Genomic DNA, 24,920 nt, shown 5'->3' on the forward strand with positions numbered 1-24,920 from the left:
AACCATTTTCTGATCAACCGATCACTATATTCAAAAAAAATGAACCAGCCAATAGACATCCTTAAACAATACTGGGGATACGATGCTTTTCGTCCGCTGCAGGAGGATATAATACAGGCTGTAATTGAGCAAAATGATGTATTGGCCCTGCTGCCAACGGGTGGAGGTAAATCCATTTGTTTTCAGGTGCCGGCCATGGCAATGGATGGATTGTGTTTAGTGATTTCTCCTCTTATTGCTCTGATGAAAGATCAGGTACAGCAACTACAAAAACGGGGGATTTCTGCTGCTGCATTACATGCAGGGCAAACCAAAAGAGAGATTGATTACCTCTTGGATAATGCGGCCAATTCCGACCTCAAGTTTCTCTATTGTTCACCAGAAAGGTTGAAGACCGAGATTTTCATTGAGCGTATTAGGAAAGTAGCCGATAGACGCGGTGTAAGCCTTATTGCTGTAGATGAAGCGCACTGTATTTCTCAGTGGGGCTATGATTTCAGACCCGCTTATTTGGAAATAGCCGACCTGAGAGAGGTTTTGCCCAAGACGCCTGTAATTGCTCTCACTGCTACGGCAACCCCAAAGGTGCGAGAGGATATTCAGAAACGACTGAATTTCAAGTCGGCCAAGGTTTTTACAAAAAGTTTTGCACGTCCTAATCTCTCATATTCTGTTCGGTATGAAGAACACAAAGAGCGAAAGCTGCTCGAAGTTCTGCAAAAGATTCAGGGTTCTGCAGTGGTTTATGTAAGTACTAGAAAGCATGCTAGGGAAGTTGCTCAAATGCTAAGTCAGTATCATATTTCAGCGGATTTCTATCATGCTGGCCTAACCTTTCAGGAGAGAAATATTAGGCAAGAGGACTGGATTCACAACCGAACCAGAGTCATTGTTTCTACCAATGCTTTTGGAATGGGAATCGATAAGCCCGATGTACGAGTTGTGGCGCATATGGATTTGCCAGATAATCTGGAGGCCTATTATCAGGAAGCTGGCCGTGCGGGAAGAGATGAGAAAAAGGCTTTTGCTGTAGTCATTTGCAATCAGGCCGATATTGAGCATATAAGACGAAAAACAGAACAGTCTTTACCCGATTTAGATACGCTCAAGGAGGTTTATCAAATGCTTGGAAATTACTACCAATTGGCTGTTGGTAGCTGGCCTCAGGAAAGTTTCGACTTTGATTTTGATGAATTTTCGAAACGCTTTAAACGTCATCCACTAGAGATATTCAATGCGGTTAAAGTGCTGCAGGAACAGGGGCTCATCACGCTCTCAGAGTCTTTCTTCAGCCCAAGTAAACTCAAATTCAGGATTGACCAGCGAAAGTTGTATGAGTTTCAGATAGCCAATGCTCAGTTCGATCCGCTAATAAAAGCACTACTAAGACTTCATGGCGGGGAGCTATATCAGAACTTCGTTAGTCTTCAAGAAAACAACCTTTCTGCTCTTTTGGGCACAAGTGTAAGCCAACTTCGCGCTAGCTTAAAGCATTTGAGTCAACGAGAGATTGTAGAATACAATGAGCAAAAGGAAAAGCCACAGCTGAGTTTTCTTAGCCCTAGGAAAGCCCCTGATAAATTAGGACTCGACCAAAAAGCACTAAATGCTAAGCGAAAGCTGAAGCTAGATAAAATGGAGTCGGTAATCTCTTACCTGCACAATGAAGAAGACTGCCGAACCAAGTTGCTATTGGCTTATTTTGGAGAGAAGGATTATAAAAACTGTGAGGTATGCGACAACTGTCTGAACCGACATAAGCACGAAAAGGACGGCTATCATCGAGTTCATTACAAAAAGCAAATACTAGAGTTGTTAGCTAAAGATGAGGACTTCAATGAAGATGAAATGGTGAGAGTGTTAGACCCTTCAGACAAAACACTCTTTCTAAATTTGCTTTCTAAGTTGATCGATCATGGAGATTTGCATTACAACGAATTCGGCTTTCTGAAACTTTCACGAACTATCAAATAAGTCTTTTAGTTGAAGCCTTATCATTACCTTTGATTTATGAGCTTTTTCGATGATGTAGTAGGTAAACTCTTCGGTAAGCAGCCCTCAAAAGCCGCTTATATACACGAAGTATTGGAGCGATCTGAAAAGCAGTTGGCTAACTATCAGGCATGGCTGCACACAGAGGAGGGGATAGACTTGCTAAAGGAAATTGAACGCGGTTACTATCTTAAAAAGCAAGGCATGCTTTCAGAGATAGATGTACATTTGCTAGACAGTAAATATGCCAACGGCTTTGCTATCAGTTATAATGAGAACATAGGGAAAGAAAATTTTCGAAATATTTTCGACTACCTAAAAGAGAAAGTTCTAGAAAATGGCTACAAAATTGCTCAAGCAGATAGAAGAATTCTGGACAAGGAGAGTCATGAGGAAACGATAGAAAAATGGTATTTAAAGCCAATTTCAGAAGAACTTGAGGCAGGAATTGTAAACCAGAGGTTCGGTAATGTACTCATTGAGAAGATTGATGTAGACAGAAAGCCCAGTTATATAAAATTTATGGCAAATGTCTATCAAGATCGCCAATATACAGAAGCAGAACCTTTTCAGGATTTACTCGATAAAGTCTTTGATATAAAACCATAAACATGAGAAAGTATTTAGTAGTACTACTTTTAGCTATTGCTGCGGTCGGTATAAAGCCAGAAGCGCAGGCTCAAATTTTCAATACTAAGTTGAAAATTACTGTTGTAGACGATTTAGGGAATGTGGTAGTTGCTGCCAGAGTAACCTTGTATGCCAACGCAGCAGACTATAAAGCTGAGAAAAACCCAGTACAAGAGTCTTTATTAACCAGCAAAAAAGGAGTTGTTACTTTTAAAAAGCTTACAAGGAAAGAATATTACGTAAGAGTTGAGAAAGACGACATGACCAATGCTGGTGGTGGAGAGATAATCTCCGATTTAGAAATGAAAAAGTTGAATAAAGCCAATGTCGTCATCTCCGAACTTTGACAAACAGGTATTAAGAAATATGCTAACGGCCTATGAGCCGAGCAGCGAGATAGAAAAGGCATTCCGTGAGAGAATGCTTTTTTTGCTTAACAATTACCCCAACTGTTTCGAGCGTAGCTTGCTCCATGCTCACTTTACGGCCTCTGCTTGGCTAGTAAACAGAGAGCTTACTCATTGTTTGCTTACTCACCATGCTAAACTTAACCGATGGCTTCAGCTTGGAGGTCATGCCGATGGCGACTCTGAATTGCGTAGAGTTTGTTTGAAGGAGGTTACAGAAGAGTCGGGCTTAAAAGACATCTGTCTGGCAGATGGCGAAATCTTTGATTTAGATATACATTTTATTCCCGAACGTAAGGGTATTCCGGGCCACGATCATTATGATGTTAGGTTCTTGGTTTACGGAAACATGGACGAAACAATTCAGATCAATCATGAGTCTAACTCCATGAAATGGGTTAAGTTAGAGGAAGCTAAGACTTACTTTCTAGAAAATGATTCTATTAGCAGAATGATTAGTAAAACTGAGAAGTTAAGAAATTAGCAAACCCATTTACCCGTCCTTAATGGTTCTAATTTATATTTGAGTAATGACCATAATAAGAAAGCAGTCCCTCTTAATAGGTGCCATTCTGTGCTATGTATTAGCCTGCACAGTGATTTCTCTAAAGCCTAATCATTCACCAGAAACTGAATCTGTAGAGCTGATTGCTCCTGAAGCTTCTTTCTTTCAGGAAGGAAATGTTCAATCTAGAGCAGATTACGAAAGAGAAATGCTGGTCGACCCAAAAACGGGTGAAGTTCCTAAAGATATTCGTAGCAAAGAGCTCAAGTTCTTAAATCAACTCAAATTCGAGAATGAAAAACTGAGGTTGCAGAAGTCTCTTGCCGGTAGCGATAACTTTAACGCCCTAAGTGTTTTAAATCAATGGACATCAATTGGCCCACAAAATATAGGAGGAAGAACCAGGGCCTTAGCTTTAGATGTTCGAAATGAAAATACCATTCTAGCAGGAGGGGTTTCAGGAGGAGTCTGGCGTTCAACTAATGGCGGACAGTCTTGGTCTAAAACTACCTCGCCAAATCAAATACAAAGTGTAACCGCAATTACCCAAGATGTAAGGTCGGGCCAAGAAGATGTTTGGTATTATGGAACAGGCGAGCTAGTAGGTAACTCTGGTAGAGCTCCTGGAGCACCTTTTAGGGGTGACGGCATCTTTAAATCAGTTGATGGAGGCTTATCTTGGCAGGTACTGACATCTACTCAAAGCTTAACTCCGGCAGGTTTTGTATCTCCTTTTCAATATGTGTGGGATATAACCACAGACCCTAACTCTCCTGAAGATGTGATTTTAGCAGCTGTATGGGGAGGAATTGTTCGGTCGGCAGATGGAGGTAACACGTGGACAACTGTATTGGGAGATAATTTTCTTAATCAACCTTCGTCTACAGATCTTAATGAGCTTCAGGCTATATTTTATACCGATATACATAGGGCAGGTAATGGTGTATTTTACGCTACACTCAGTAATGTAACAAACTCAAGTGGTAATCTTTCATCTAAGGGAGGAGTCTATAGGTCAAATGATGGAGCCTCTTGGTCTGTAATAGCCAATTGGAACTCTAGCCCTGTGCAGAGAACAGAAATAGCATCTTCGGCTTCTGATCCGAACATTGTCTATTTTTTATCGGATAGAGCGAATAGAGGTTATAGTCTGTATAGGTATAACGCCTCTACAGATGCGCTCACTGATTTAGGTGACAACCTTCCTGATGGGGGAGATGATATAGAAGAATTGGAGTCTCAAGAATCATATAATCTGGTAGTAGGTGTTCATCCTGAAAATCCAAATGTGGTTTATGTAGGAGGAACTAACTTATACAGGTCAACTGATGGTTTTACTTCTAGCGAAAATACTCAATGGATTGGTGGTTATGCTTTAGACGAAGATGGAGATGTAGTTGTTTATGAAAATCACCACCCAGACCAGCATAACCTTGTATTCTTACCAAGTGACCCGAATAAGATGATTTCTGCCAATGATGGCGGGCTCTTTTTAACAGAAAACAACCTAGCTGATGAGGTTGAATATATTTCTTTAAACAATGGTTATGTTACAACTCAGTTTTACACAGGTGCAATTAGCAGAAACCAGGCAGAAGACTTAGTTATTGGAGGTACTCAAGATAATGGCTCTATTCTCACTTTTAACACAGCTACAGACAATGGCCCTAATGGGGTGACTGTAATTGGTGGAGACGGTGGCTTTTCTGCCACTACAGACTTTGGGATTTACTATTACATGTCATTTCAGAACTCGAGAATATTCAGGCTTGCACTGAATGAGAGGGCTCAGCTTACCTCTTTTGCTAGAGTAGATCCTATAGGTGGAGGAAGCGACCCTTCCCAATCTTATCTTTTTATTAACCCTTATATTTTAGACCCTAATTATGCCAATAGGATGTATCTGGCAGGAGGTGATCATATCTGGAGAAACCAGAATTTGTCTCAAATCCCGTCAGGCTCTCAACAGCCTACCTCGGTGAACTGGGATAAATTAGAGGAAACTGAAATAGCTGACGGCACTATAAGTGCATTGCAAGTCTCTACCAACCCTAGAAATATACTTTACTTTGGGACTTCTAACGGACAACTCTATAAGGTAGAAAATGCTCATAGTGAGCTTTACGAGGTTACAGAGATTACCAGTTCATCTTTTAGCAGTGAGGGATATATAAGGAGTATTGCTGTAGACCCTACAGACGCAAACCATATTCTGGTAGCTTTTTCTAACTATAATATTCACAGTATATATAGAAGTGTTGATGGGGGAGAGAGCTTTCACATGGCTGCTGGCAACCTAGAGGGAGACCCAACTGGTGCAGGAACAGGCCCTTCTGTTAGGTGGGTTTCCATAGTACCGAAAACATCAGGTAGATATGAGTATTATGCTGGTACGAGTATAGGTTTATTCTCTACTACATCTATTGAGGAAGGAGTAGAACCAGTTTGGGTACAAGAATCTCCAGAGGGTATAGGGAATACTATTGTCAATATGATCGATTACCGTCAGGTAGATGGTAAAATTGCAGTAGCCACTCATGGAGGTGGTTTGTATACTTCACAGATTGCTTCAGTTGTGCAAAATGATAACCTTGTAGAGGTAGACAAACTTGAAGTTCAAACGGTCTATCCGAACCCTTTTTCTGAAAAAGTATTGATCAAAATCAATTCCCCTGATACTCGATTCGTTATTATGAGAATTTATGATACCAATGGAAACGAGGTAAAGCGCATCACTAGTAGTCTAGCTTTTCAGGGAGAGAATGACTTTTTCTGGAATGGAACTAACAACCAAGAACAACCAGTTTCTAGTGGTTTATATATTATCAGAATCACCCATGAAGGTGGAGAGGAAAGTAAAAGAGTTATCCTTCAGCGCAATTAATTTTTCGCAACTCTCATAGTACTGCTATCTTTACAGCCTTAAACAAAGGATATGTTAAAAACCACCTGGAAATCAGTCTTTGGTATCATTCTAATTACTTTTTTGGCAGCCTGTTCTCCTCCAGTAGAGGAACTTGTGGAGTCAGGAAGAGACTTAATGGCAGCCGATAAGTATGCCGAGGCAGTTAAAGTGTTCAATGAGGCCCTTGAGAAAGAGCCGAACAATTATACAGCATTGAATGCCAAGGGAGTGGCCTTACTCAGGTTAGGCCAATTAGATGAATCTATAGAGGTGTTCACTAAAGCTATTAATACGGATACAACTCAGTACCAAGCCTTTTTTAATAGAGGAAATTCATTCAGGTTATTAGGTAGAGATAATGAGGCAATGCTAGATTACGATTATGTAATAGAGTTGAAGCCAGATGTAGTAGATGCATACCTCAATAGAGGTGCTATCCTTTTTAAGTATAATGAATTCGACAGGGCTTTGTTCGACTTTGAGTTTGCCTTAAGAATGGATCCTGAAAACGCACTTTTGTATCTAAACAAAGGGAAGGCCGAATTAAGGATTAATAATTCTGATGATGCTATTTACGATTTGAAAAAGGCCATTGAAATGAACCCTCAGTATGGGGAAGCCTACTACTGGTTAGGTCTTGCAGAGTTAGCCTTAGACAATAAAACAGATGGTTGTACTTACCTCATGGAGGCTCAAAATCTAAATTTTGAGGGTGCGGCCGATGCGGTTGCTCAAAACTGTATGCAGTAGTGGCAAAGATTGGAGTCGATATAGCCGAAGCCAGAAGTAGCCTTGTCTCTGGAGATCTGGTGGCAATTCCGACTGAAACTGTTTATGGTTTAGCGGCCAATGCCTTAAATGAGGAAGCTGTTGCTAAAATTTTTAAAGCCAAAAACAGGCCTTCCTTTGACCCACTCATTGTTCATACCAACAGCATTGAAAAGGTAGAACGCTTTGTTGAAGCTATACCGGAAAAGGCAAGGCTTTTAGTTAGTGAATTTTGGCCTGGCCCCGTCACTATTTTGCTCAAAAAGAAGGCCATAGTGCCAGACCTAGTCACCTCAGGATTAGATTCGGTGGCTGTCAGAATTCCTTCTCACCCCCTCACCTTAGAGTTACTTTCGCAGATAGATTTTCCGCTGGCTGCTCCAAGTGCGAATCCTTTTGGTTATGTGAGCCCTACAGCTGCAGAGCATGTAGAGGCTCAGCTGGGAGAAAAGGTGGCTTATATATTGAACGGTGGCGAATGTAGAGTAGGTGTTGAGTCTACCATAGTCAGCTTCTTGGAAGGTAATCCTCGAGTTTTACGACTGGGAGGTTTAGCAGTGGAGAAGATAGAAGAGGTTATAGGTTCAGTGGAAGTGAATCAGCACTCTAGTTCTAGACCTACTGCGCCTGGAATGCTTAAAAGTCATTATGCACCAGGTAAATCGATTGAATTGATAAATGATTTCGATTGGAATAAGGAGATCGATTTTTCTCAAATTGGTACCATTGTATTTAATAAGCCACTGAAGGATATCCCGCTGGAAAACCAAGTGATTCTTTCGCATACCAGTAACCTAGATGAGGCTGCTAGAAATCTGTTTTCAGCTTTGAGAAGGCTGGATCAGGAAGCTAAAATAAAAACCATACTTGTCGAATTTGTGCCCAATGAAGGGCTAGGTCGTGCAATAAACGATCGTATAAAAAGAGCTACAGCTAATAAAAAATAACCTATGAAAACCATCAACGACTTTGATTTTTCAGGAAAGAAAGCACTCATCCGAGTGGACTTCAATGTTCCTTTAGATAGTGACTTCAATATTACTGATGATACAAGAATTAAGGCTGCCGTGCCAACCATTCAAAAGATTTTGGATGAGGGAGGAGCAGTAGTACTTATGTCGCACCTAGGCCGACCTAAAGAGGGACCAGAAGATAAATTCTCACTAAAGCATTTGGTGTCTCATTTATCTCAAGTCTTCAATAGAGAGGTGAAGTTTGCTGATGATTGTGTAGGCGAAGAGGCCAATAAGCTGTCTTCTACATTAGAATCTGGCGATATTCTCCTTTTGGAAAATCTAAGGTTTTACAAAGAAGAAACTGCGGGAGATGAAGACTTTGCCAAAAAGCTATCATCTCATGGAGATATCTACATAAATGATGCATTTGGTACGGCTCACAGAGCACATGCTTCTACTTCAATAATAGCTCAATTCTTTGAGCAAAAGGGCTGTGGTTTTGTAATGCAGGCAGAGTTAGACAATGCTCAAAAGGTATTAGATAATGCTCAAAAGCCTTATACAGCCATTATGGGTGGAGCCAAAATTTCCGATAAAATCTTAATTATTGAGAGGCTATTGGAAAAAGTAGACAACCTAGTGATTGGTGGAGGTATGGCGTATACCTTCTTTAAGGCAATGGGCGGTAATATTGGCAGCTCTTTACTAGAAGAAGATAAGCTAGACTTAGCCAAAGAACTGATTAAAAAGGCTAAAGAGTTGGGTGTAAACCTTATGCTCCCGATTGACTCAGTAATTGCAGATGCTTTCAGTAATGATGCAAATACACAGATATGCCTGAATGTTTCCATTCCGGAAGGTTGGATGGGCTTAGATATAGGTCCAGAAGCTGCTCAGGTATTTAGTAACTCCGTAAAAGAGTCTAAAACTATTCTTTGGAATGGTCCAATGGGTGTTTTTGAAATGGAGAAATTCTCATCAGGTACTAAGGCTGTGGCAGAAGCAATTGTTGAAGCAACAAAAGGCGGTGCTTTCTCTCTCATTGGTGGAGGAGACTCTGCTGCTGCGGTAAACACTTTGGGTTATGGAAATGATGTTTCGTATGTTTCTACTGGTGGAGGTGCTTTGCTCGAATATATGGAGGGTAAGGAGTTACCTGGAGTTGCTGCTTTAGAAGACTAAAAGAGAACTTTATCAAAGAAAAAGGGTGCTTGAATCTAATTTTGAGCACCCTTTTTTTGGTTGGGAGTAAAGATTTTATCTGATGACTGCCACTGTTCCCCGCTGTTCAAAAACTCCTCTCTCAGGCTCGAACCTCGAAGTGAACCTAATTACATAAGGATAAGCTCCAACAGGCACGAGCTCACCGTTCAATGTTCCATCCCACTTAAATTCTGTGGTGTTGCTTTGGTAGATCAATTCACCCCATCTGGTGTAAATGAAAATTTCAAAATTGTCTACAAAGTCGTTCGGGAATACAGAGAAAGTATTGTTAGGGGCAGGGCTACTTGGTGCAAAAGCATTTGGTGCTACAACCTCAGGGTCGCAGCTTTCAATAATAGTCACCGTGTCGGTTTGTACACAACCTATAGCAGTAGTCATTGTCACTACGTATACGCCTGGAGCAGCCACATCTAGCGTTCTGCCTGCGGCCGGGTAAGGTTGACCATCTAATGTCCACTCGTAGGTTTCAAAACCTCTGCCGGCTAAAAGTGTAGGGTTGGTGGTTCTGGTAGAACAATAATATTCCACCTCAGGAAGCAGGCCTTCAGGAATAGCTTGTCTTCTAACATTAATGCTTCTTTGAATAGAGCAGGTGCCATTAGATATGGTTACTGTGTAAGCCCCTTCTTGGTCTACACTAATAGTAGATCCTGTTTGAGGTACAGGAGTATTTTCTCCTCTTACCCAAGTAAAACTAGTTGCATTGCCCGAGGTAACATCTACAGTAAGTGTTACGGGTGAACCATCGTCACAAGCAGGAGAAGAAGTAATAGTTGCCTCAAGCTCTTCCGGAATATCAATTGCTTCGCTGTAAGTACCAGAGCAAGTTAGGTCTCCGGCTTCTCTAACTATTAATGTGTAATTATCGGTGGTAGTTACGGTAATGACTCTACTCGTTCCAATAACATCTCCACTGCCGTTAGTCCATCTGTAGTTGTAAGAGGCATTAGGCTGAGTATTATTAATGACAGCCTCAAGGCGAGCTTCACCTGTACAAACATCACCAACAGTGAAGCTTACATCTGGCTGAACAGTAAGTGTTACAGTTACGGTTTCGGAAGTAGGGCATGCTGTGCCAGGAGCATCGGCTGTCACGGTGTAATCACCAGACTCAGTAGCGGTTATTGTAGCGCCATTTATTGTTGTTCCACTTGGTGTGACCCAAGTGTAGGCAGTGCCGTTATCTGAAGTAGCGGTTAGGCTGGTGCTAGGATTTACAGCACAAACCTCCGTGTCTCCGTTAATTTGTAAGTTCTGCACAGGTTGAGGTTGGTCAATAGTAATGCCTGTACTACTTTGAACACAGCCTCCGTTTGAAGTTACTTCTAAATCATATTCACCCCCGCTTAACCCTGTTACTTCGAAGTTAAAGGTAGTAGCAGGTATGGCCGTATTAACTGTTCCAGTATAGCTTGTTCCATCTGTGTTGTTCGTTAGCACGTAATCAATTGGGAATACATCGGCACTTAAACTTACAATCACGCTTCCGGTAGGGTTGGTGCAATCTGCATCTGACGGAGTAGTGGAAGTGATGGTGAAGTCAGGAGGATCGTTTTGAACCTGAATGTCTGAAACTGTATTCACACAACCACTGCTGTTATCAGTTATGGTTACTGAATAAGTGTCTGCTGTCAGGTTGTCTATAAGTTGAGTTGTTGGGCCTGTAACAGAGTTTTGCGCTACTTGTCCTGCCGAGTTTCCGTTAACTGTGTATGAGTAGCTTCCTGTGCTACTAATATTCAATTCAAAGCTTCCATTTGTAGCACCACATGCTGGGTTTATTATGTTTTGAGCTGAAGCCTGAGCCAATGGGTTAATGGTAACTCTGGTTGAGTCGTTTACAAAACAGCCAGGGTTGATTGGGTCTTCTATTGATACAACATACAGGAAATCTCCAGGATTACTACTATCAACATCCGCGGTTCTTTGATTTGGTAGAGTAGTGGTAGCGTTGTTAGAGTCGGTAACTGTCCATATATAATTGTCGGCATTTACCTCTGGATCTAACGTGAGAGATCCATCCTGACAAATAGTGGCAGATTCGGGTAGCTGAATTTCAAAAGGAGGCCCAACAAAAGTTTCTCCAGAACTACTACACCCTAAAGGGTTAGAAATAGTTACAGAGTATATTTCTTGCTGAGTGACCTCATAGGTTCTGCTCGTAGAAACCACATTACCCTGACTATCCGTCCATTCAAATGTTAAATCTGGGTTGTCGGGGTTGCCTTCGCCCAAAGCATCTAGAATATGGGTATCTCCCTCACACAATGCAATGGATTGAGGAATAAGTGGTGGGTCTGGAATAGGGTGTACCTCAATCGGCTGCACCAATGTAGTGTCAAAACCACATCGGTTGGAAATATTGAGTGATATATTAAACAGGCCAGATTGCTCGGCAGGGAAAACATAGGCTGTATCTTGACCTTCTGCACTAAATACAGTGCTGTTATCATCTTGGCTAGTAATAGACCAAACAAATACATCTATATCTGAAGTGCCAGAGCCAGTCATTTCTACTCGTTGCTCCACACAAACTTCATCTGGCGCAGTCATGCCTGGCTCTTGCTGAGGGTTGGCATTACTTTGTACAATATTTGGAAGACCAAGGCGAGAGTTGCCTACGGTAAGGGCTACAGCCTGAGCTGTAATTCCTGAAGTGGCTGAGGTATCTTCATTTACGTTGATTGAGCTTACAAAGGCTGATCCACTAGGGTTGCCTGGGGTTTCAACAGCAACATAAATTACTCCGTTAGGTCCTGTTTGTATTTGCCCGAAATTAAGGCCTGTTGTTGCGGCAGCAATGTTGGTTTGCGATGCCAGTCTGGTAGTTTCTGTAGACATAGAGTCTACTCGATATTCTAGAATTCTTCCTCCTGGCGATCCTCCAGACCTATTGTTCATGGAAGCAAACAACTTGTTTCCTCCAGGGGAAAAATGCACATCATAAACATCGTCTGTTCCAGCACTTCCCTCATTGAGGTCAATTCTGTATTCAAATTCGGTAATTTCTCCAGTGTTCGTGTCAAAGTTGAAAAGCTCTACATAGTCTTCATTCCCCTCTACTATAGACACTGCAATTCGTTCGCCAGTACTAGAGAATTTCATTCCACTCTGGGCTGTGGAGGCATTATTGTAAGAGTGAACACCTCCTGCGGAAGACAATATTGGTGTGCCAATTCCATCAGGAGTAATTGGATAAGATCTGAATGTATTATTGCCATATTCATGAGCCACTAGCCAATAGCCATCTCCGCCTTCAAAAGAAGCCAAGCGCTCAGTATTATTGGCATAAAGCACCACATCTTTCATTACCACATCACCACGGCCATTGTCGGCCTTCATGTCTACAATTGAATACTTTAAGGCGAAGGTGTTTTCTCCATAAACCTGCTCGGTTGTAAACAGATAGTACATGGTTTCATCTTCCACAAACGGAATAATGAGCACGGATTGAACAGCCACACTATCACCACCAATTTGATTTCCGTTCGGCATGAGGCCGTTTTCTCTGTTCCAAACCGAGGTTCCGTTAGTATAGAAAAGTACGTCTCCATTGGCGTCTGAAATGGTAGAAGTTCCTGCGGGTGCATCCATAGCATGAGCTTCCGTGATACTCCGTGGAGGAGGGTCTAGTCCTTCTTCTTCGTTAAAGTCTAGTCCTGCACCATTTCCAAAATACCAAATGTTAGAAGTCTGATTTTCGTCCCCATAAACGGTTACTCGTCCTGTGCCATACACTGGGCAGCCTCCACCTGTTGGGGTAACTACTACCCAATAATCTCCAGATTCGGATACTTCAATGGTTTGGGTAGTCTCTCCTGTGCTCCAAAGGTAGTCGTAAGAACCACCGCCACCGGTGCCGCCACCACCAGCACCTCCGCCTCCTGAACTTTGTGGTTCAGCGTCTAGCTCTAGCGTTTCTCCTGGGCAAATGGTAGTATCAGGTAATGATAACTGAAGGTCGTTTTGCTCAATGTTGCCAGAAATAATGCCTGGATAGGTGATTCCGTTAATTTCAACTTCTAGTGAACCCATTAAAGGGCCTGCCTGATCGAATGTTACAACAGGAGCAAAAGCTTCAGACTCAATGCCAAGTGAAGTGAAGTCCCACAAAACCCTGCTAGGAATTGCGGTTGGTGGGTCAATAATTGGGTAAAACTGAATAGGTGTGTTCTGACAAAGGTTGCCAGATTGGATGCCTACTGTTATGGTAGGTTGTAGGTTCTTTAGCGGACTGAATTGACTGAAGTATGAAGACTCTGGGTCTTCGCCATCAAATAGTCCAGACTCGAATTGTAACTGGGCAACCGCACTATCTCCATAGTTGATGCGATTTACCTGCATTACTCCTCCGCCTATTTCTTGAGTAATTTGATAGATAGTACTGTCTGGAGCTAGCTGTAAACTCAAGCTTTCTTGGCCACTGTAGGTTTCAACCGTTTCTATAGAGGCTTCAGGTCTATTGTCAGTAATGTCGAAACGATATAGCCCTCCTTCGGCACCGTTTCTACTGAAGTAGAGAAATTGCCCTGAATAAGACCAACCTGTTGATCCGCCAAAGCGCTCAGCAGCATTGAAAGAGTTTAAGATACTTCTGGTAAAGTTTAATTCTGGTCCGGTTCCTCCTTCTGTAAATTGTATTACCTGAATGTTCGTAGAATTCGCTGGCGTAATGGCTATTTGACCTGTTGCATTGTGATAGGAAAAATGAGAAGCGTCTATGTCTACAGTAAGATTAAGGTTGGTCACAAGGTCGAATGTGCCTCCAGGTTGAGGGATAGAATACAACTCAAACATTCCAGTTGCCTCGTCTTGTGTAAGGAGCCAAAACTCGCTTAAATCTCTAGAGCCAATGGCAATCATGCCATCTCCTCTGCCTGTAATCCCGGTGGGAATATTTTTAGTGCCTAGTGAAACTTCTCCTGCCGGAGGGCCTTCGAGCCTATTGCCTTGGGCGCTGGTATTAACGATAGTGTAGAGTATGTCACCGGTAGCGTTTCTATAGAAAAAGTACTGCAAAAACTCATTGCCTGTACCGGGTACTGGGCTAGTGCTTAAGCCTTGAATAGCGGTCGGATCAGACGTTATGCCTGCTCCATTTACCATCACCTGATTTGTTCCATCATAAATGTTTACTCCATCAGAATAAAAAAGCAGATCGCCAGTGGTCGGGTCTGTTGCTGTTAGCTTTTCTCCAATATTGGTTAAAGGAATTTTGCCAGGACTTAAGATTGGTGTTGCTTCAGGTGATTTACCAAAAATCAGCGCCTGATCATTGCCAGAGTAGTACCAATTATGCTGGGTGAAATTCTGTGCTGTTAGGGAGAAAGTTTGAAACAGAACAGCAACTAGTAAGAGAGTTAGCTTCTTTACGGACACTTTATGATTTCTAACTTAGATACAACGGCCGAATCGGTATCCCTTATACGCATTTATAAAGGTTTTTATTATATTCAGCCCTTCGTTACGATGCCCTAAGATAACGGAAATCTTGTATGTTGGAACGAGGTGTTAATCAAGAAAAAGTAAAAAATCCTCATTCTATCATATAATAGTAACAGGGTTTCTTTCCGTTTAATTGTTAAAAGTTTAGATGCGCAGAACCGGCCTACTCTTATTTGTGATAATCTCACTAATGTCTTTCAATGAGCTTAAGGCTCAAGATCCGCAGTTCTCGCAGTTCTACGCGGCACCTTTATACATTAACCCAGCCTTTACCGGAGCTTCTGGTTACACTCGGCTCGGAGTAAACTATAGAAATCAGTGGCCTAACCTTCAGTCTTCTTTCAAGACCTTTTCGTTTTATATGGATCACTACTTGTATGGTGCCAATAGTGGAATCGGTTTAATTGTAACTACAGACCAAGAAGGCTCTATCGGATTAAAGTCTACCAGTATTGGTGGTAGTTATGCTTATCAGTTAAAGATCAATGATAATCTGGTATTTAGACCTGGGGTTCAGTTTAGCTACTTTACACGAAGCTCTGGCTATGGACTTATTTTCGCCAATCAGATAGACCCGATAACTGGGCAGGTGGATCTCAACGTGACTGACCCTTCCGTACTAGATAAAGATTTAAGAGCCTCTTTTGGAGATATTAGTGTTGGTGGAGTGCTTTATTCAAGAACCTTGTTTCTTGGTGCTGCGGTACAACACCTAACAGAACCGAATCAGTCTTTAATTGATGGAGTAAGCCCGCTTCAACAGAGGTTAACTATTCATGGTGGTATAAAATTAAAAATAGGTGAGGGGCCGTTGAGAAGAGACCTAACCTATACTCGAGCAGAAAGAAGTATAACTCCGGTTTTTCAGTATAAAACACAAGGTAAATTCTCTCAGCTAGATGTTGGTGCTTTTGTTCATTTGGAGCCAATTAATCTTGGTGTTCAGTATAGAGGAGTGCCATTTAAACAGTTTGAAGAGTTTCCGAATAATGAGGCTATCATTTTTTCGGTGGGAGTTACTACCAACAACTTCAATATTGGGTATAGCTTTGATTACACCATCTCTGAGCTGGGCATAGAAGCTGGTGGAGCTCATGAGTTTTCGCTTTCCTATTTCTTAGATTTCAATAAGCCAGTTAAGGTGCCAAGAGATAGGTGGAGAATTCCTTGTCCTAAGAACTAATCATTTTCTTATGAATCCGAACGAATGGCTTTACCTCATTTTAGGTATAGTAGTGGTAGACTATGTAATAGATCAACTGCTCGACTTCTTGAATTTCAAGCATTCGAAAACTGCTGTACCCGATAAGCTTAAAGATCTGTACGATGAAGAGGAATACGCTCGGTCTCAAGCCTACCAGAAAGCCCGGTCTAGGTTCGGATTTTTGACTTCGGCATTTAGCACGCTGCTGACCATGGTAGTATTGTTATTCGGTGGTTTTGGTGTGCTAGATGAATTTCTAAGAGCTTATATAGAAAACCCAATTTTGCTTTCTTTGGCTTTCTTCGGTGTGCTTTTTATTCTTTCTGATATAGTAAATACACCGTTTTCGCTCTATTCAACTTTTGTAATTGAAGAGCGCTTTGGTTTTAACAAAACGACCGTAAAAACCTTTGTGATGGATAAGCTCAAAGGTTATTTACTCACCGTCATTGTAGGTGGGGTTCTGGGGTATGCTCTACTTTGGATTGTTCACCAACTAGGAGATAACTTTTGGCTGTATGCACTGGCCTTGGTTTCGGCATTTATGCTGATTATGAACCTGTTTTATACTTCACTGATTCTTCCAATCTTTAATAAGCTGAAGCCATTGGAAGATGGCGCGCTAAAGGAAAAAATTATGGCCTATGCTTCAGGAGTCGATTTTCCACTAGATAATATCTTCGTCATAGATGGTTCCAAGAGGTCTACTAAAGCGAATGCATTCTTTTCAGGGATAGGGAAAAAGAAGAAGATTGTGTTATACGATACCTTAATCGAGAAGCATTCTGAAGAAGAGCTAGTAGCTGTTTTGGCGCATGAGGTAGGGCACTTTAAGAAGAAGCACATTGTGCTGAGTTTGGTGCTCAGCATTTTGCAGATGGCTGTTACATTTTATGTGCTGTCTCTATTCGTTTTTAGTGATAATTTATCGGTAGCCTTAGGTGGAAGTCAAATGGCAATTCACTTAAACTTTATTGCTTTTGGCTTACTATACACACCTATTTCTAGATTGACAGGCTTAGCGATGAATGCCTTAAGTAGGAAAAATGAATTTGAGGCAGATGCTTACGCAGTTACAACATATGCAGGAAAGCCATTAATGGATGCATTGAAGAAGCTTTCTGTTTCGAGTTTGAGTAATCTTACTCCACACCCAGCTTACGTATTCGCCCATTATTCGCATCCGCCATTGTTGCAAAGGTTAGAGGCTATGGAAGAGTTAACTAAAGGAAGTTGATATCAATATTGCCTTGGTAGCGCATGAGGTAGTTCACGCCTTGCTCTGCTGTCATGTCTTCAAAAAGGATCTTATGCAGCGTATCAGTAATAAGTGGTTTTAGGCCTTGACTTTCGGCCAGTTGCTTTACAATCTTAATGGTGTTAACTCCCTCAGCTGTTTCGTCCATTTCTGAAAGCGCTTGGTCTAGCGTTGCCCCTTTGCCTATTTTATGGCCAAGCGTATAGTTTCGGCTATTGGTACTTGTGGTGGTTGCAACCAAGTCTCCAATACCTGCCAGTCCTACGAAAGAGCTAATTTCTCCACCAAGTGCCTTTCCTAAATAAATCATTTCTACCAAGCCACGGCTTACCAATAAGCCTCTAGAGTTTTCGCCTAAACCTAAACCTGAGAGAATTCCAGAACCAATAGCAATAATGTTCTTGAGTACACCGCAAAGTTCTACTCCTCTAAGGTCAGAATTGCCATATACCTGAAAGCTTTCAGATCTTAACAAAGATTTCCCTTTTGCTACCACTTCGGTGAAAGGAGAGGCTATAACCGTTGCCGCAGGATGACCCAAAGAGAGTTCAGAGGCTAAATTTGGCCCAGCCATACAACCGACTCGTACAACAACAGTCTCTTTTCTGATGAGCTCACTCATGGTAAAGAGGCAATCTTTGTTCAATACAAAATCATGGCTTCTCTTTTCAGGGTACTCCAAGTGTAGTCCTTTGGTGCCATGAATCATCATATGATATGGTCTGAGGTGCGGTGCCAACTCCTTGATCATGTCCTTGAAGCTAGAGGAAGGGATTACAGGGAATAGCACATTGCACTGCTGAGGAAGGTCTTCTAATGAGTTAGTTACCTCTACATTGTCATCTAACTTTTGGCCAGCAGAAATTCTGGATTTACTTATTTCTGCAAAGGTCTCGGGGTTACGAGCATAGAGCAACACGTTGACGTTTTTTGCTAGAATGTTAGATACCGCAGTGCCAAAACTGCCAGCTCCTATTACTCCAACCAATTCTTTAGACATACTTTTCTAAGTTATAGCCCGATAGTCTGTTGTGATAATAATACAGTAGGTTAAGATCCTGCGTTGTAATATCACCTCGTTTGGTCTTAATCAATGGACGCTTAGCATGGTACATGCCCACATTTTTTAGTCCGTGATTAATGATTTTGTCAACGTCTCCAGTTAAATATGGTGAGACTCCAATTTCACCAGCATTGTACATGCGATGAACCTTTGCTAATACGCTTTCGAAGGCTGTCTTAAACTCTTCATAAGGAATAGACAGGTCTTCTTCCGGAAGCCTGAGTAGGTTATATAAGTCTAATTTCTTGAACTGTCTTTGGAAAATAACAAAGGCAGTGAAAGCCACTAAGTGGCTGGCGAAGACCTTATTAATTTTGTGGTATTCTTCCACAATCCGTTCACTGAGCATTCTGGTGTACTCGTCTTCTCTTTGTGGGTTAGAGGAAATGATTTTCCCGTCATGGGTAAAGTATTCTTGGGTGTCAATCACTCGTCCACTTTTATCATAGCTCTGGCCTTGGTCGTCTACAAAGTTACCGAGAACGTCCATTGCTCTACCTATAGAAACAGAAATGTCGGACCCTTTGGTGAAGAACTTTAGTAAGAAGGCAGAAATCTTATATGAGGTAGAGTACTCATCGTTTTCTACGTAGTATCGCTCTTGGCCTTGTAGTTTTAGGTATTGTTTTATTAAGCTTGGAGCTTCAAGAACAAAGTTGTAATTGAGCGTTACTGGTACTACGAAAATCTTTTCCAGTTCATCTCGTTTCCCTTTCTGGTAGTTGATGCGCTGGGCTTCAATAGCAGTACTCAAGAGGCCAAGCTTCAATCTTTTTTCAATTTGTCCCGACCTAGACCTAGTTCCTCCTGGAAAGAATAAACTATGGCAACCCTTCTGAATGGCCATGCTAGAGTAAGTTTTTAGCGTCTCTAGGTAAAGCATGTTCTTCTTTCTCCGGTCTACTTTATAAGCACCTAGGCTATTCATAAAGTAGGCAAAGATTTTTATGTTGAACAGGTTAAGGCCAGCACCATAAATAAAGGCTGGAAGCCCCAAAGCGTTAATAACCCAACCAATCAAAATGGAATCCAAATTACTGAAATGAGTAGGTACCATAATAATGGTTCCTTTCTTAGCCAGGGTTCTGATCTGGTCTACTTGCCCAGTAATATGAATTTTATCTTGGAGAGTGTACTGCGTACTGAAAATAGACCAAAAACCTCTAGCTCTAGAAGCGTTCAGCAATCTGGCAAAACCGAAAGTAACAATCGATCGGGCCATTCTATAGCGCGATTTTTTGAAGTTGCCTGCAATTTCATCTGCATAGCGAATTACAAACTCAGATAGAATCTGATCTAAGATTCTGTTCTTCTCTTCTTCCTCATCGGAGTTTGAAATATCTACTAATCGCGCTTTTACCGAATTCAGAAATTTCTGTTCGTCTGGTGGGTCTACAGCCCAAGGATTTCTCTTTATCCTTAACTTTTCTCTATAGACGGTAGTCTCGATTTCTTCAATGAGCGCATCGCGAGATTTATTCTGGGCTTTAATTCTTCTAATACTCTCTTCGGCCACCTCTTTAATAAAGGCTTCCCTGTTTCTACTAAGCTCAACAACAGGCCATTCATTAATTCCGCCAGGCAGCACCTGGTCGAACTTTTGCTTTTTGTAGTCTTTAGAGATTTGTTGCATTCAGTAAGAATCACCGGGCATTAGAAAGGTCAGTTTAGTCTAAATGCCGTTTTAATTGGTCGCAAAGTAATATAATTTCTTCTTCAGTATTGAAGCTATGAAGACAAATCCTGAGCCTTTCGGTCCCTTCTTTTACAGTCGGGCTTAAGATAGGACGAACGTCATAGCCTGACTCTTGCAACTCTCCAGCCAGTGCTTTGGTTTGGCTGTTGCCTCCAATCATTACCGATTTTATAGGAGTAGGGCTCGAAAATTCAGGTAGTTGGCTATTGAAAAGAGTAGATTTACTAAGTACGTTTAATTGAAGGCTTGGGTGAGTTTTTAGGTGCTCGAAAGCCGATTGTATTGATATAAGCTCGAAGGCAGAAGGTGCTGTTGTGTAAATGAATGGCCTAGAAAAGTTGATCAGGAAATCTCGGACATTTTGGCTGCAGGCTACAAATGCTCCATGTATTCCCATAGCCTTTCCAAAAGTGTAGGTGGTTGCAAATACCGAAGTAGTTAAGCCTAGTTCGTTAACTAGCCCCGATCCATGGGCACCCCAAACACCTGTACTATGGGCTTCATCTACAATCAGTCTTGCGTTATAAGTAGCACAAAGCTCACTGAGATTCTTCAGTGGAGCCATGTCTCCATCCATTGAGTAGACAGATTCGCATGCCACATAAATTTGGCCTTCGCCAGCTTTTAATTTCCTTTCCAGATCTTCTAAACTGTTGTGTTTAAAGGAGAGCCTTTTGGCCATGCTTAATCTAGCACCGTCTTTAATACATGCATGAGAAAGTTCATCATATACAATAGTGTCGCCCCTTTGAGGTAGTGTAGAGAAAATGGCTAGGTTAGCCATGTAGCCAGAGCTAAATACTAATCCCGAAGGTGAGTTGAATATGGCAGATAAGTTATCTTCAACAAGGCTACTTAGTTCATTACTGCCTGTAATTAGTCTAGAGCCTGTGGCGCCATTGGGCCACTGTCCGTTTTGGTATGAAGAAAGTATTTTCTGCTTCAACTCTTCAGACCTAGCCAGGCCAAGGTAATCGTTTGAAGAAAAGTCTATTAAGTCCGAAGTTTCATTCTTTAAAGACCTAAAGGAGTTGTCCTTTTTTCTAGCTTCAAGCTTGTGTTCTAGTGAGTCCATTTCAGTCTAAAGGGTAGGGCAACACGAAAAATATTGCCACTTTTGCCACCAATCTACAAATACATGAGGTTTCTCAAGGCAATTGCTGTAGCATCTTTTCTCATTTCTATAAATCTATCCGCTCAGGTTGAGTTCCGTAATAAGGAGGTGTCTATCACTAATGAGAATGATGTGTACTTGCTAATGAATTTCGATAAGTACTATTCTAATGGTGTGTTTCTGAATTACAGGTGGTCTCCAAGAGAGGATTCTACAAAAGGTGGGGTTAAGCGAGTTTACACCCTAGGCTTATCTCACAGGTTTTGGACTCCCCAAGATGTTACCATCACGAGAAGTCAATTTTATTATCGCCCATACGCGGGTATGCTTAATGTGTCGTACCGAGATGCTAGCTTTTATGGTGAAAACTCAAGGTTAATGTATGGTGTAGATGCTGGAGTTACTGGTAAGCCATCTGGGGCACAGGCATTTCAAGAAGGTTATCACAACTTATTTGGCTTTCCAGATCCCGAAGGGTGGGATACGCAGATTTCTACGGGTTTCGTGGCTGATTTCAAACTAGAGTTTAATTATCAATTTCAACTCATACCTTCGGAGATAGACCTTGTTACATCTACTTCTGGATCACTAGGCAATGCATTTACCAACTTAAGGCAGCGTGTAGACTTAAGGTTTGGGAATCTTAAAAGCCTTAGGCATAGTTCCTTTTTTAATGCCCTGATTGGAGAAGGTAGCGATGCCATTGAAAAGCATAGCTACTTCTTTGCTGGGTATGGAATTGAGGCTGTGGGCCATAATGTAACCATAGAAGGACATGTTTTTGATGATGATAGCCCGATAACTGAAGAAATTGTGCCGTGGGTTCGCCATTTAAGGCTTGGGTTTGTAACTAACACCCAACATAGTACATTTCGTGTATTATATAATTGGTTGAGTAGAGAGGTTAAGACCAGGGCCGGCAGGCATTCTTATATATCTTTTCAGTTAGACCTCAGGTTACCTTTTAAGGGCGTTACTCCTTAAGGAACTCTATGGTTTTATCGGTTGCGTTTTCTAAGTCTTCTGGTAGTTTTTCTTCACTAAATGGATGTGTTCCTCCAAAAGTGTGGTTGGCTCGCTCTATTACATGTAAGTAAGCTTCTGGCTTCCATTCCTTAAGCTGAAAGGCTGCATTGATATTTACGGTTTCGTCATTTGTGCCATGAACGAATAATGTAGGTTGCTGTACTTTAATGATAGCTTTCTCTATCACAAACCTTTCTTCATTTCTCAAAAAGTCTTCAACAAACTGGTAATACATAGGGAAGTTCTGGCCTGTGCGAGAATTTTTCACATAAACTACTCCATGAGTTTTCCAGTACATAAGCTCGGCAGGAGAGAAGTATGTAGCGAAGTCATAAACCGATGCCCAAGTCACAAGTTTCTTTATTCTGCTATCTTCTGAGGTTTTAATAATGGAGATGCCTCCACCTCTGCTGTGCCCAATCAGGTATACTTCATTTAGATCTATTTGTAATTGATCTGACAGATTATTAGCGTCCAGATGCGCTAATAACCTATCTATATCATCTAGCTCTTTGCTAAAGTTATTGTATCCAAACGCTTCAAGGTCAGTTATTTCTGAGAGATTGTTTGGTGTAATTCCGTTGAACGAAAAATTGAGTTTGCAGAAACAAAAACCCTCAACGGCAAATTTATTGGCTACAATTGGCCAAGGTCCCCAGTCTTTAAATCCTTTAAAACCATGAATAAAAATAACCAAAGGTTTGAGCTGGTTATTGTCCTTAAAGGTAATGTCTGCGGTAATTGGCTTCAGCGGGCTTTGGCCCGAAATAAGAAGTTCTTTTTTGGTCAGTTGATGCACCTTGTTTATTTGAATTTGCGGTTATGTTTTTGCGGTTGCTAGTTTAACTATTATCATTGTACCACTCAAGTCAAATGGCCCTCCAACTAAAAGAAATACAGGCTCCGATAGCCTCCGAAATGGTCGATTTCGAAGAGAAATTCAGGTCATTCATGAAGAGCAAAGTTTTTCTGCTAGACAAGATCATGAGTTATATTGTCAAGCGGAAAGGTAAGCAGATGCGTCCTATGTTCGTGTTTTTATCTGCAGGAGCCGCTGGCTCCATTACAGATAGAACCTACAGGGGAGCGTCTCTGATAGAATTGCTCCATACTGCCACATTGGTTCACGATGATGTTGTCGATGATTCAGACTTCAGAAGAGGCTTCTTCTCAATTAATGCCCTCTGGAAGAATAAGATCGCAGTTTTGGTAGGAGATTATCTCCTCTCAAGAGGCTTGTTGCTTTCGGTTGATAATGAAGATTTCGATCTGCTTAAGATTGTATCTGAGGCGGTTAGGGAAATGTCTGAAGGTGAATTGCTTCAGATGGCTAAGGCCAGAAATCTAGATATTACTGAAGAGATTTATTATGAAGTCATTCGACAGAAAACGGCTTCTTTGATAGCTTCTTGCTGTGCGGTAGGAGCAGCGTCTACCGGAGCCGACAAAGAAACGGTTCAGAAAATGAGAGAGTTCGGTCTCAATGTGGGGATGGCCTTTCAAATTAAGGACGACCTATTCGATTATGGTACTAATGAAATAGGCAAGCCGCTAGGCATAGATATCAAAGAGAAGAAAATGACCTTGCCGCTTATTTATGCGCTCCAAAAAGCAAGTGCTTCAGATAGAAGGCGAATTAAGCGGATTGTAAAGAGTAATAAGCAGACCAACAAAAAAGTACAGGAAGTAATTGACTACGTAAAGGCCTCAGGTGGAATCGATTACGCTAAAGGGGTAATGCAAGAGTATTACGAAAAGTCTCGCAATCTATTAATGGAGTTTCCTGATTCTAAATACCGCCAGAGTCTGTTAGATCTTGTTCAATTCACTATCGAGCGTTCAAAATGATAGCACCCGCTGTGTTTCTCAACGGGTGCTATTTGTTAGTAGTTAAAGTATTTGTTTTCGTTGGTCGATGAGTTAGTTATTTCTCATCTGTAAAATTTGAACAACCAGACTAGCTTAGAACCTTAGTCTCCCACTTCTAAAAATCATTTTAGCTTCTTCTTTTTCGTAAACCACAGCATGTGTGGGGAAATCTCCCACCGAGTTCCACTTTTCTAACACTCTTCTTTCTTGTGGTGTTTTGCATTGAGTTAAAGAACTGATTTACAGTATTTTGTAAAATGTTTCTTAGAAATATTTTCAGATTAGTTTTTGGCTGAATAGTGCTGAATTGAATGCTTTTTCTTAATTTCTACCACAAAGTGGGAAAAAGGGGAAAAAAGTGGGGTGAAGTGGAATGTTTTTCTATCTTTGTATTAGTTCAGGTGTGTAATGACTTTTTTTACTGGAGAATATGACTGTAAGCTAGACGCAAAAGGAAGGTTGGCTTTGCCTGCAAAGGTGAAAGCAGCGTTGCCTGATGTGGCTGCTCAGGAGCTTGTTCTTAGGAGGGGCTTTGAGTCATGTTTGGTGTTGTATCCAATGCTCGAGTATAAAAAGATTATCAACCGCGTTCGGTCATTGAGCGAGTTTAATGAAGAGTACAGGAGGTTTCAGAGAAGCTTCTTCCGTGGGAATCTAGAAATAGAGATGGACGGTTCTGGGAGAATTAATATCCCTGCAAGAATGATGAGTTTTGCTTCGCTGGAAAAGGATGTGGTCTTGGTGGGTTTGGGTAATCGTGTGGAGATATGGAATCCTGATCTGTATGAAGAAAACCTCATCAACGACACTTCGGAATACTCCAAATTGGCCGAAAAGTACTTGGCAGAAGATTAACAA

The 24,920-nt window shown here is 41.5% G+C and carries 18 protein-coding genes; 13 read left to right on the forward strand and 5 right to left on the reverse strand.

Annotated features, from left to right (window positions below; all coding sequences use genetic code 11):
• The first annotated feature begins 39 nt into the window (after positions 1-39).
• The 8 genes from T7867_RS09550 to T7867_RS09585 are packed head-to-tail and all read left to right on the forward strand — an operon-like array spanning position 40 to position 9,345.
• On the forward strand, positions 40-1,974 hold the full coding sequence (locus T7867_RS09550) for a RecQ family ATP-dependent DNA helicase (RefSeq protein WP_068220916.1): 1,935 nt from the start codon (positions 40-42) through the stop codon (positions 1,972-1,974).
• Positions 1,975-2,010: 36 nt separating this feature from the next.
• Complete coding sequence (locus T7867_RS09555; protein ID WP_068220919.1) at positions 2,011-2,601, forward strand: hypothetical protein; 591 nt, start codon at positions 2,011-2,013, stop codon at positions 2,599-2,601.
• A gap of 2 nt (positions 2,602-2,603) precedes the next feature.
• Positions 2,604-2,969 carry a hypothetical protein gene (locus T7867_RS09560; RefSeq protein ID WP_068220922.1) on the forward strand — a complete coding sequence of 122 codons (366 nt, stop codon included), beginning with the start codon at positions 2,604-2,606 and terminating at the stop codon, positions 2,967-2,969.
• Positions 2,947-3,513: an NUDIX hydrolase gene (locus T7867_RS09565; RefSeq protein ID WP_245660230.1), complete on the forward strand. Its 567-nt coding sequence runs from the start codon at positions 2,947-2,949 to the stop codon at positions 3,511-3,513. Before T7867_RS09560 ends, T7867_RS09565 begins: the two co-directional genes overlap by 23 nt.
• Positions 3,514-3,559: 46 nt before the next feature.
• Positions 3,560-6,418, forward strand: a complete 2,859-nt coding sequence (locus tag T7867_RS09570; RefSeq protein ID WP_068220928.1) for a T9SS type A sorting domain-containing protein — start codon at positions 3,560-3,562, stop codon at positions 6,416-6,418.
• Between the two features lie 51 nt (positions 6,419-6,469).
• A complete protein-coding gene (locus T7867_RS09575; protein WP_068220931.1) occupies positions 6,470-7,189 on the forward strand; it encodes a tetratricopeptide repeat protein in 720 nt (239 codons plus the stop codon).
• The gene (locus T7867_RS09580; RefSeq protein ID WP_068220934.1) at positions 7,189-8,154 is read left to right on the forward strand and encodes an L-threonylcarbamoyladenylate synthase; all 966 of its coding nucleotides are present in this window, start codon (positions 7,189-7,191) and stop codon (positions 8,152-8,154) included. Before T7867_RS09575 ends, T7867_RS09580 begins: the two co-directional genes overlap by 1 nt.
• A 3-nt stretch (positions 8,155-8,157) precedes the next feature.
• Entirely contained in the window at positions 8,158-9,345 is a 1,188-nt protein-coding gene (locus tag T7867_RS09585) for a phosphoglycerate kinase (protein ID WP_068220937.1), read from the forward strand.
• A gap of 75 nt (positions 9,346-9,420) precedes the next feature.
• On the opposite strand, the gene T7867_RS09590 is transcribed toward T7867_RS09585, so the two are convergent.
• Positions 9,421-14,766: a T9SS type B sorting domain-containing protein gene (locus tag T7867_RS09590; RefSeq protein ID WP_068220940.1), complete on the reverse strand. Its 5,346-nt coding sequence runs from the start codon at positions 14,764-14,766 to the stop codon at positions 9,421-9,423.
• A gap of 214 nt (positions 14,767-14,980) precedes the next feature.
• Here T7867_RS09590 and T7867_RS09595 point away from each other — a divergent pair, with 214 nt between their 5' ends.
• Together T7867_RS09595 and T7867_RS09600 are read left to right on the forward strand one after the other, a co-directional pair.
• Positions 14,981-16,015 carry a PorP/SprF family type IX secretion system membrane protein gene (locus T7867_RS09595; protein ID WP_084375664.1) on the forward strand — a complete coding sequence of 345 codons (1,035 nt, stop codon included), beginning with the start codon at positions 14,981-14,983 and terminating at the stop codon, positions 16,013-16,015.
• 10 nt (positions 16,016-16,025) lie between these two features.
• The gene (locus tag T7867_RS09600; RefSeq protein ID WP_068220946.1) at positions 16,026-17,273 is read left to right on the forward strand and encodes a M48 family metallopeptidase; all 1,248 of its coding nucleotides are present in this window, start codon (positions 16,026-16,028) and stop codon (positions 17,271-17,273) included.
• Here T7867_RS09600 and T7867_RS09605 read toward each other — a convergent pair.
• The 3 genes from T7867_RS09605 to T7867_RS09615 are packed head-to-tail and all read right to left on the reverse strand — an operon-like array spanning position 17,260 to position 21,128.
• Entirely contained in the window at positions 17,260-18,294 is a 1,035-nt protein-coding gene (locus tag T7867_RS09605; protein ID WP_068220949.1) for an NAD(P)H-dependent glycerol-3-phosphate dehydrogenase, read from the reverse strand. The two genes, T7867_RS09600 and T7867_RS09605, sit on opposite strands and share 14 nt — an antisense overlap.
• Entirely contained in the window at positions 18,287-19,981 is a 1,695-nt protein-coding gene (locus tag T7867_RS09610; RefSeq protein ID WP_068221380.1) for a 1-acyl-sn-glycerol-3-phosphate acyltransferase, read from the reverse strand. The genes T7867_RS09605 and T7867_RS09610 overlap by 8 nt, the downstream gene beginning before the upstream one ends.
• Before the next feature lie 43 nt (positions 19,982-20,024).
• Complete coding sequence (locus tag T7867_RS09615) at positions 20,025-21,128, reverse strand: aminotransferase class I/II-fold pyridoxal phosphate-dependent enzyme (protein ID WP_068220952.1); 1,104 nt, start codon at positions 21,126-21,128, stop codon at positions 20,025-20,027.
• Positions 21,129-21,191: 63 nt separating this feature from the next.
• On the opposite strand from T7867_RS09615, the gene T7867_RS09620 reads away from it, so the two are divergent.
• A complete protein-coding gene (locus tag T7867_RS09620; protein WP_068220955.1) occupies positions 21,192-22,151 on the forward strand; it encodes a lipid A deacylase LpxR family protein in 960 nt (319 codons plus the stop codon).
• Here T7867_RS09620 and T7867_RS09625 read toward each other — a convergent pair.
• Entirely contained in the window at positions 22,141-22,992 is an 852-nt protein-coding gene (locus T7867_RS09625) for an alpha/beta hydrolase family protein (protein WP_068220958.1), read from the reverse strand. The genes T7867_RS09620 and T7867_RS09625 overlap by 11 nt on opposite strands.
• A gap of 74 nt (positions 22,993-23,066) precedes the next feature.
• On the opposite strand from T7867_RS09625, the gene T7867_RS09630 reads away from it, so the two are divergent.
• Positions 23,067-24,041: a polyprenyl synthetase family protein gene (locus tag T7867_RS09630; RefSeq protein WP_068220960.1), complete on the forward strand. Its 975-nt coding sequence runs from the start codon at positions 23,067-23,069 to the stop codon at positions 24,039-24,041.
• Between the two features lie 429 nt (positions 24,042-24,470).
• Positions 24,471-24,917 carry a division/cell wall cluster transcriptional repressor MraZ gene (gene mraZ, locus T7867_RS09635; RefSeq protein ID WP_068220963.1) on the forward strand — a complete coding sequence of 149 codons (447 nt, stop codon included), beginning with the start codon at positions 24,471-24,473 and terminating at the stop codon, positions 24,915-24,917.
• Positions 24,918-24,920 lie beyond the last annotated feature (3 nt).

The sequence above is a fragment of the Roseivirga spongicola genome, assembly GCF_034376045.1.
GTDB classification, from domain to species: Bacteria; Bacteroidota; Bacteroidia; order Cytophagales; family Cyclobacteriaceae; genus Roseivirga; species Roseivirga spongicola.

Excerpts from the sequence above, each read along its gene's own strand:
- T7867_RS09575 (WP_068220931.1), top strand. The coding sequence starts at position 6,470 with ATGTTAAAAACCACCTGGAAATCAGTCTTTGGTATCATTCTAATTACT.
- T7867_RS09550 (WP_068220916.1), top strand. The coding sequence starts at position 40 with ATGAACCAGCCAATAGACATCCTTAAACAATACTGGGGATACGATGCT.
- mraZ (WP_068220963.1), top strand. The coding sequence starts at position 24,471 with ATGACTTTTTTTACTGGAGAATATGACTGTAAGCTAGACGCAAAAGGA.
- T7867_RS09560 (WP_068220922.1), top strand. The coding sequence starts at position 2,604 with ATGAGAAAGTATTTAGTAGTACTACTTTTAGCTATTGCTGCGGTCGGT.
- T7867_RS09565 (WP_245660230.1), top strand. The coding sequence starts at position 2,947 with ATGTCGTCATCTCCGAACTTTGACAAACAGGTATTAAGAAATATGCTA.
- T7867_RS09600 (WP_068220946.1), top strand. The coding sequence starts at position 16,026 with ATGAATCCGAACGAATGGCTTTACCTCATTTTAGGTATAGTAGTGGTA.
- T7867_RS09615 (WP_068220952.1), bottom strand. The coding sequence starts at position 21,128 with ATGGACTCACTAGAACACAAGCTTGAAGCTAGAAAAAAGGACAACTCC.
- T7867_RS09630 (WP_068220960.1), top strand. The coding sequence starts at position 23,067 with ATGGCCCTCCAACTAAAAGAAATACAGGCTCCGATAGCCTCCGAAATG.
- T7867_RS09585 (WP_068220937.1), top strand. The coding sequence starts at position 8,158 with ATGAAAACCATCAACGACTTTGATTTTTCAGGAAAGAAAGCACTCATC.
- T7867_RS09570 (WP_068220928.1), top strand. The coding sequence starts at position 3,560 with ATGACCATAATAAGAAAGCAGTCCCTCTTAATAGGTGCCATTCTGTGC.
- T7867_RS09605 (WP_068220949.1), bottom strand. The coding sequence starts at position 18,294 with ATGTCTAAAGAATTGGTTGGAGTAATAGGAGCTGGCAGTTTTGGCACT.
- T7867_RS09620 (WP_068220955.1), top strand. The coding sequence starts at position 21,192 with ATGAGGTTTCTCAAGGCAATTGCTGTAGCATCTTTTCTCATTTCTATA.
- T7867_RS09595 (WP_084375664.1), top strand. The coding sequence starts at position 14,981 with ATGCGCAGAACCGGCCTACTCTTATTTGTGATAATCTCACTAATGTCT.
- T7867_RS09555 (WP_068220919.1), top strand. The coding sequence starts at position 2,011 with ATGAGCTTTTTCGATGATGTAGTAGGTAAACTCTTCGGTAAGCAGCCC.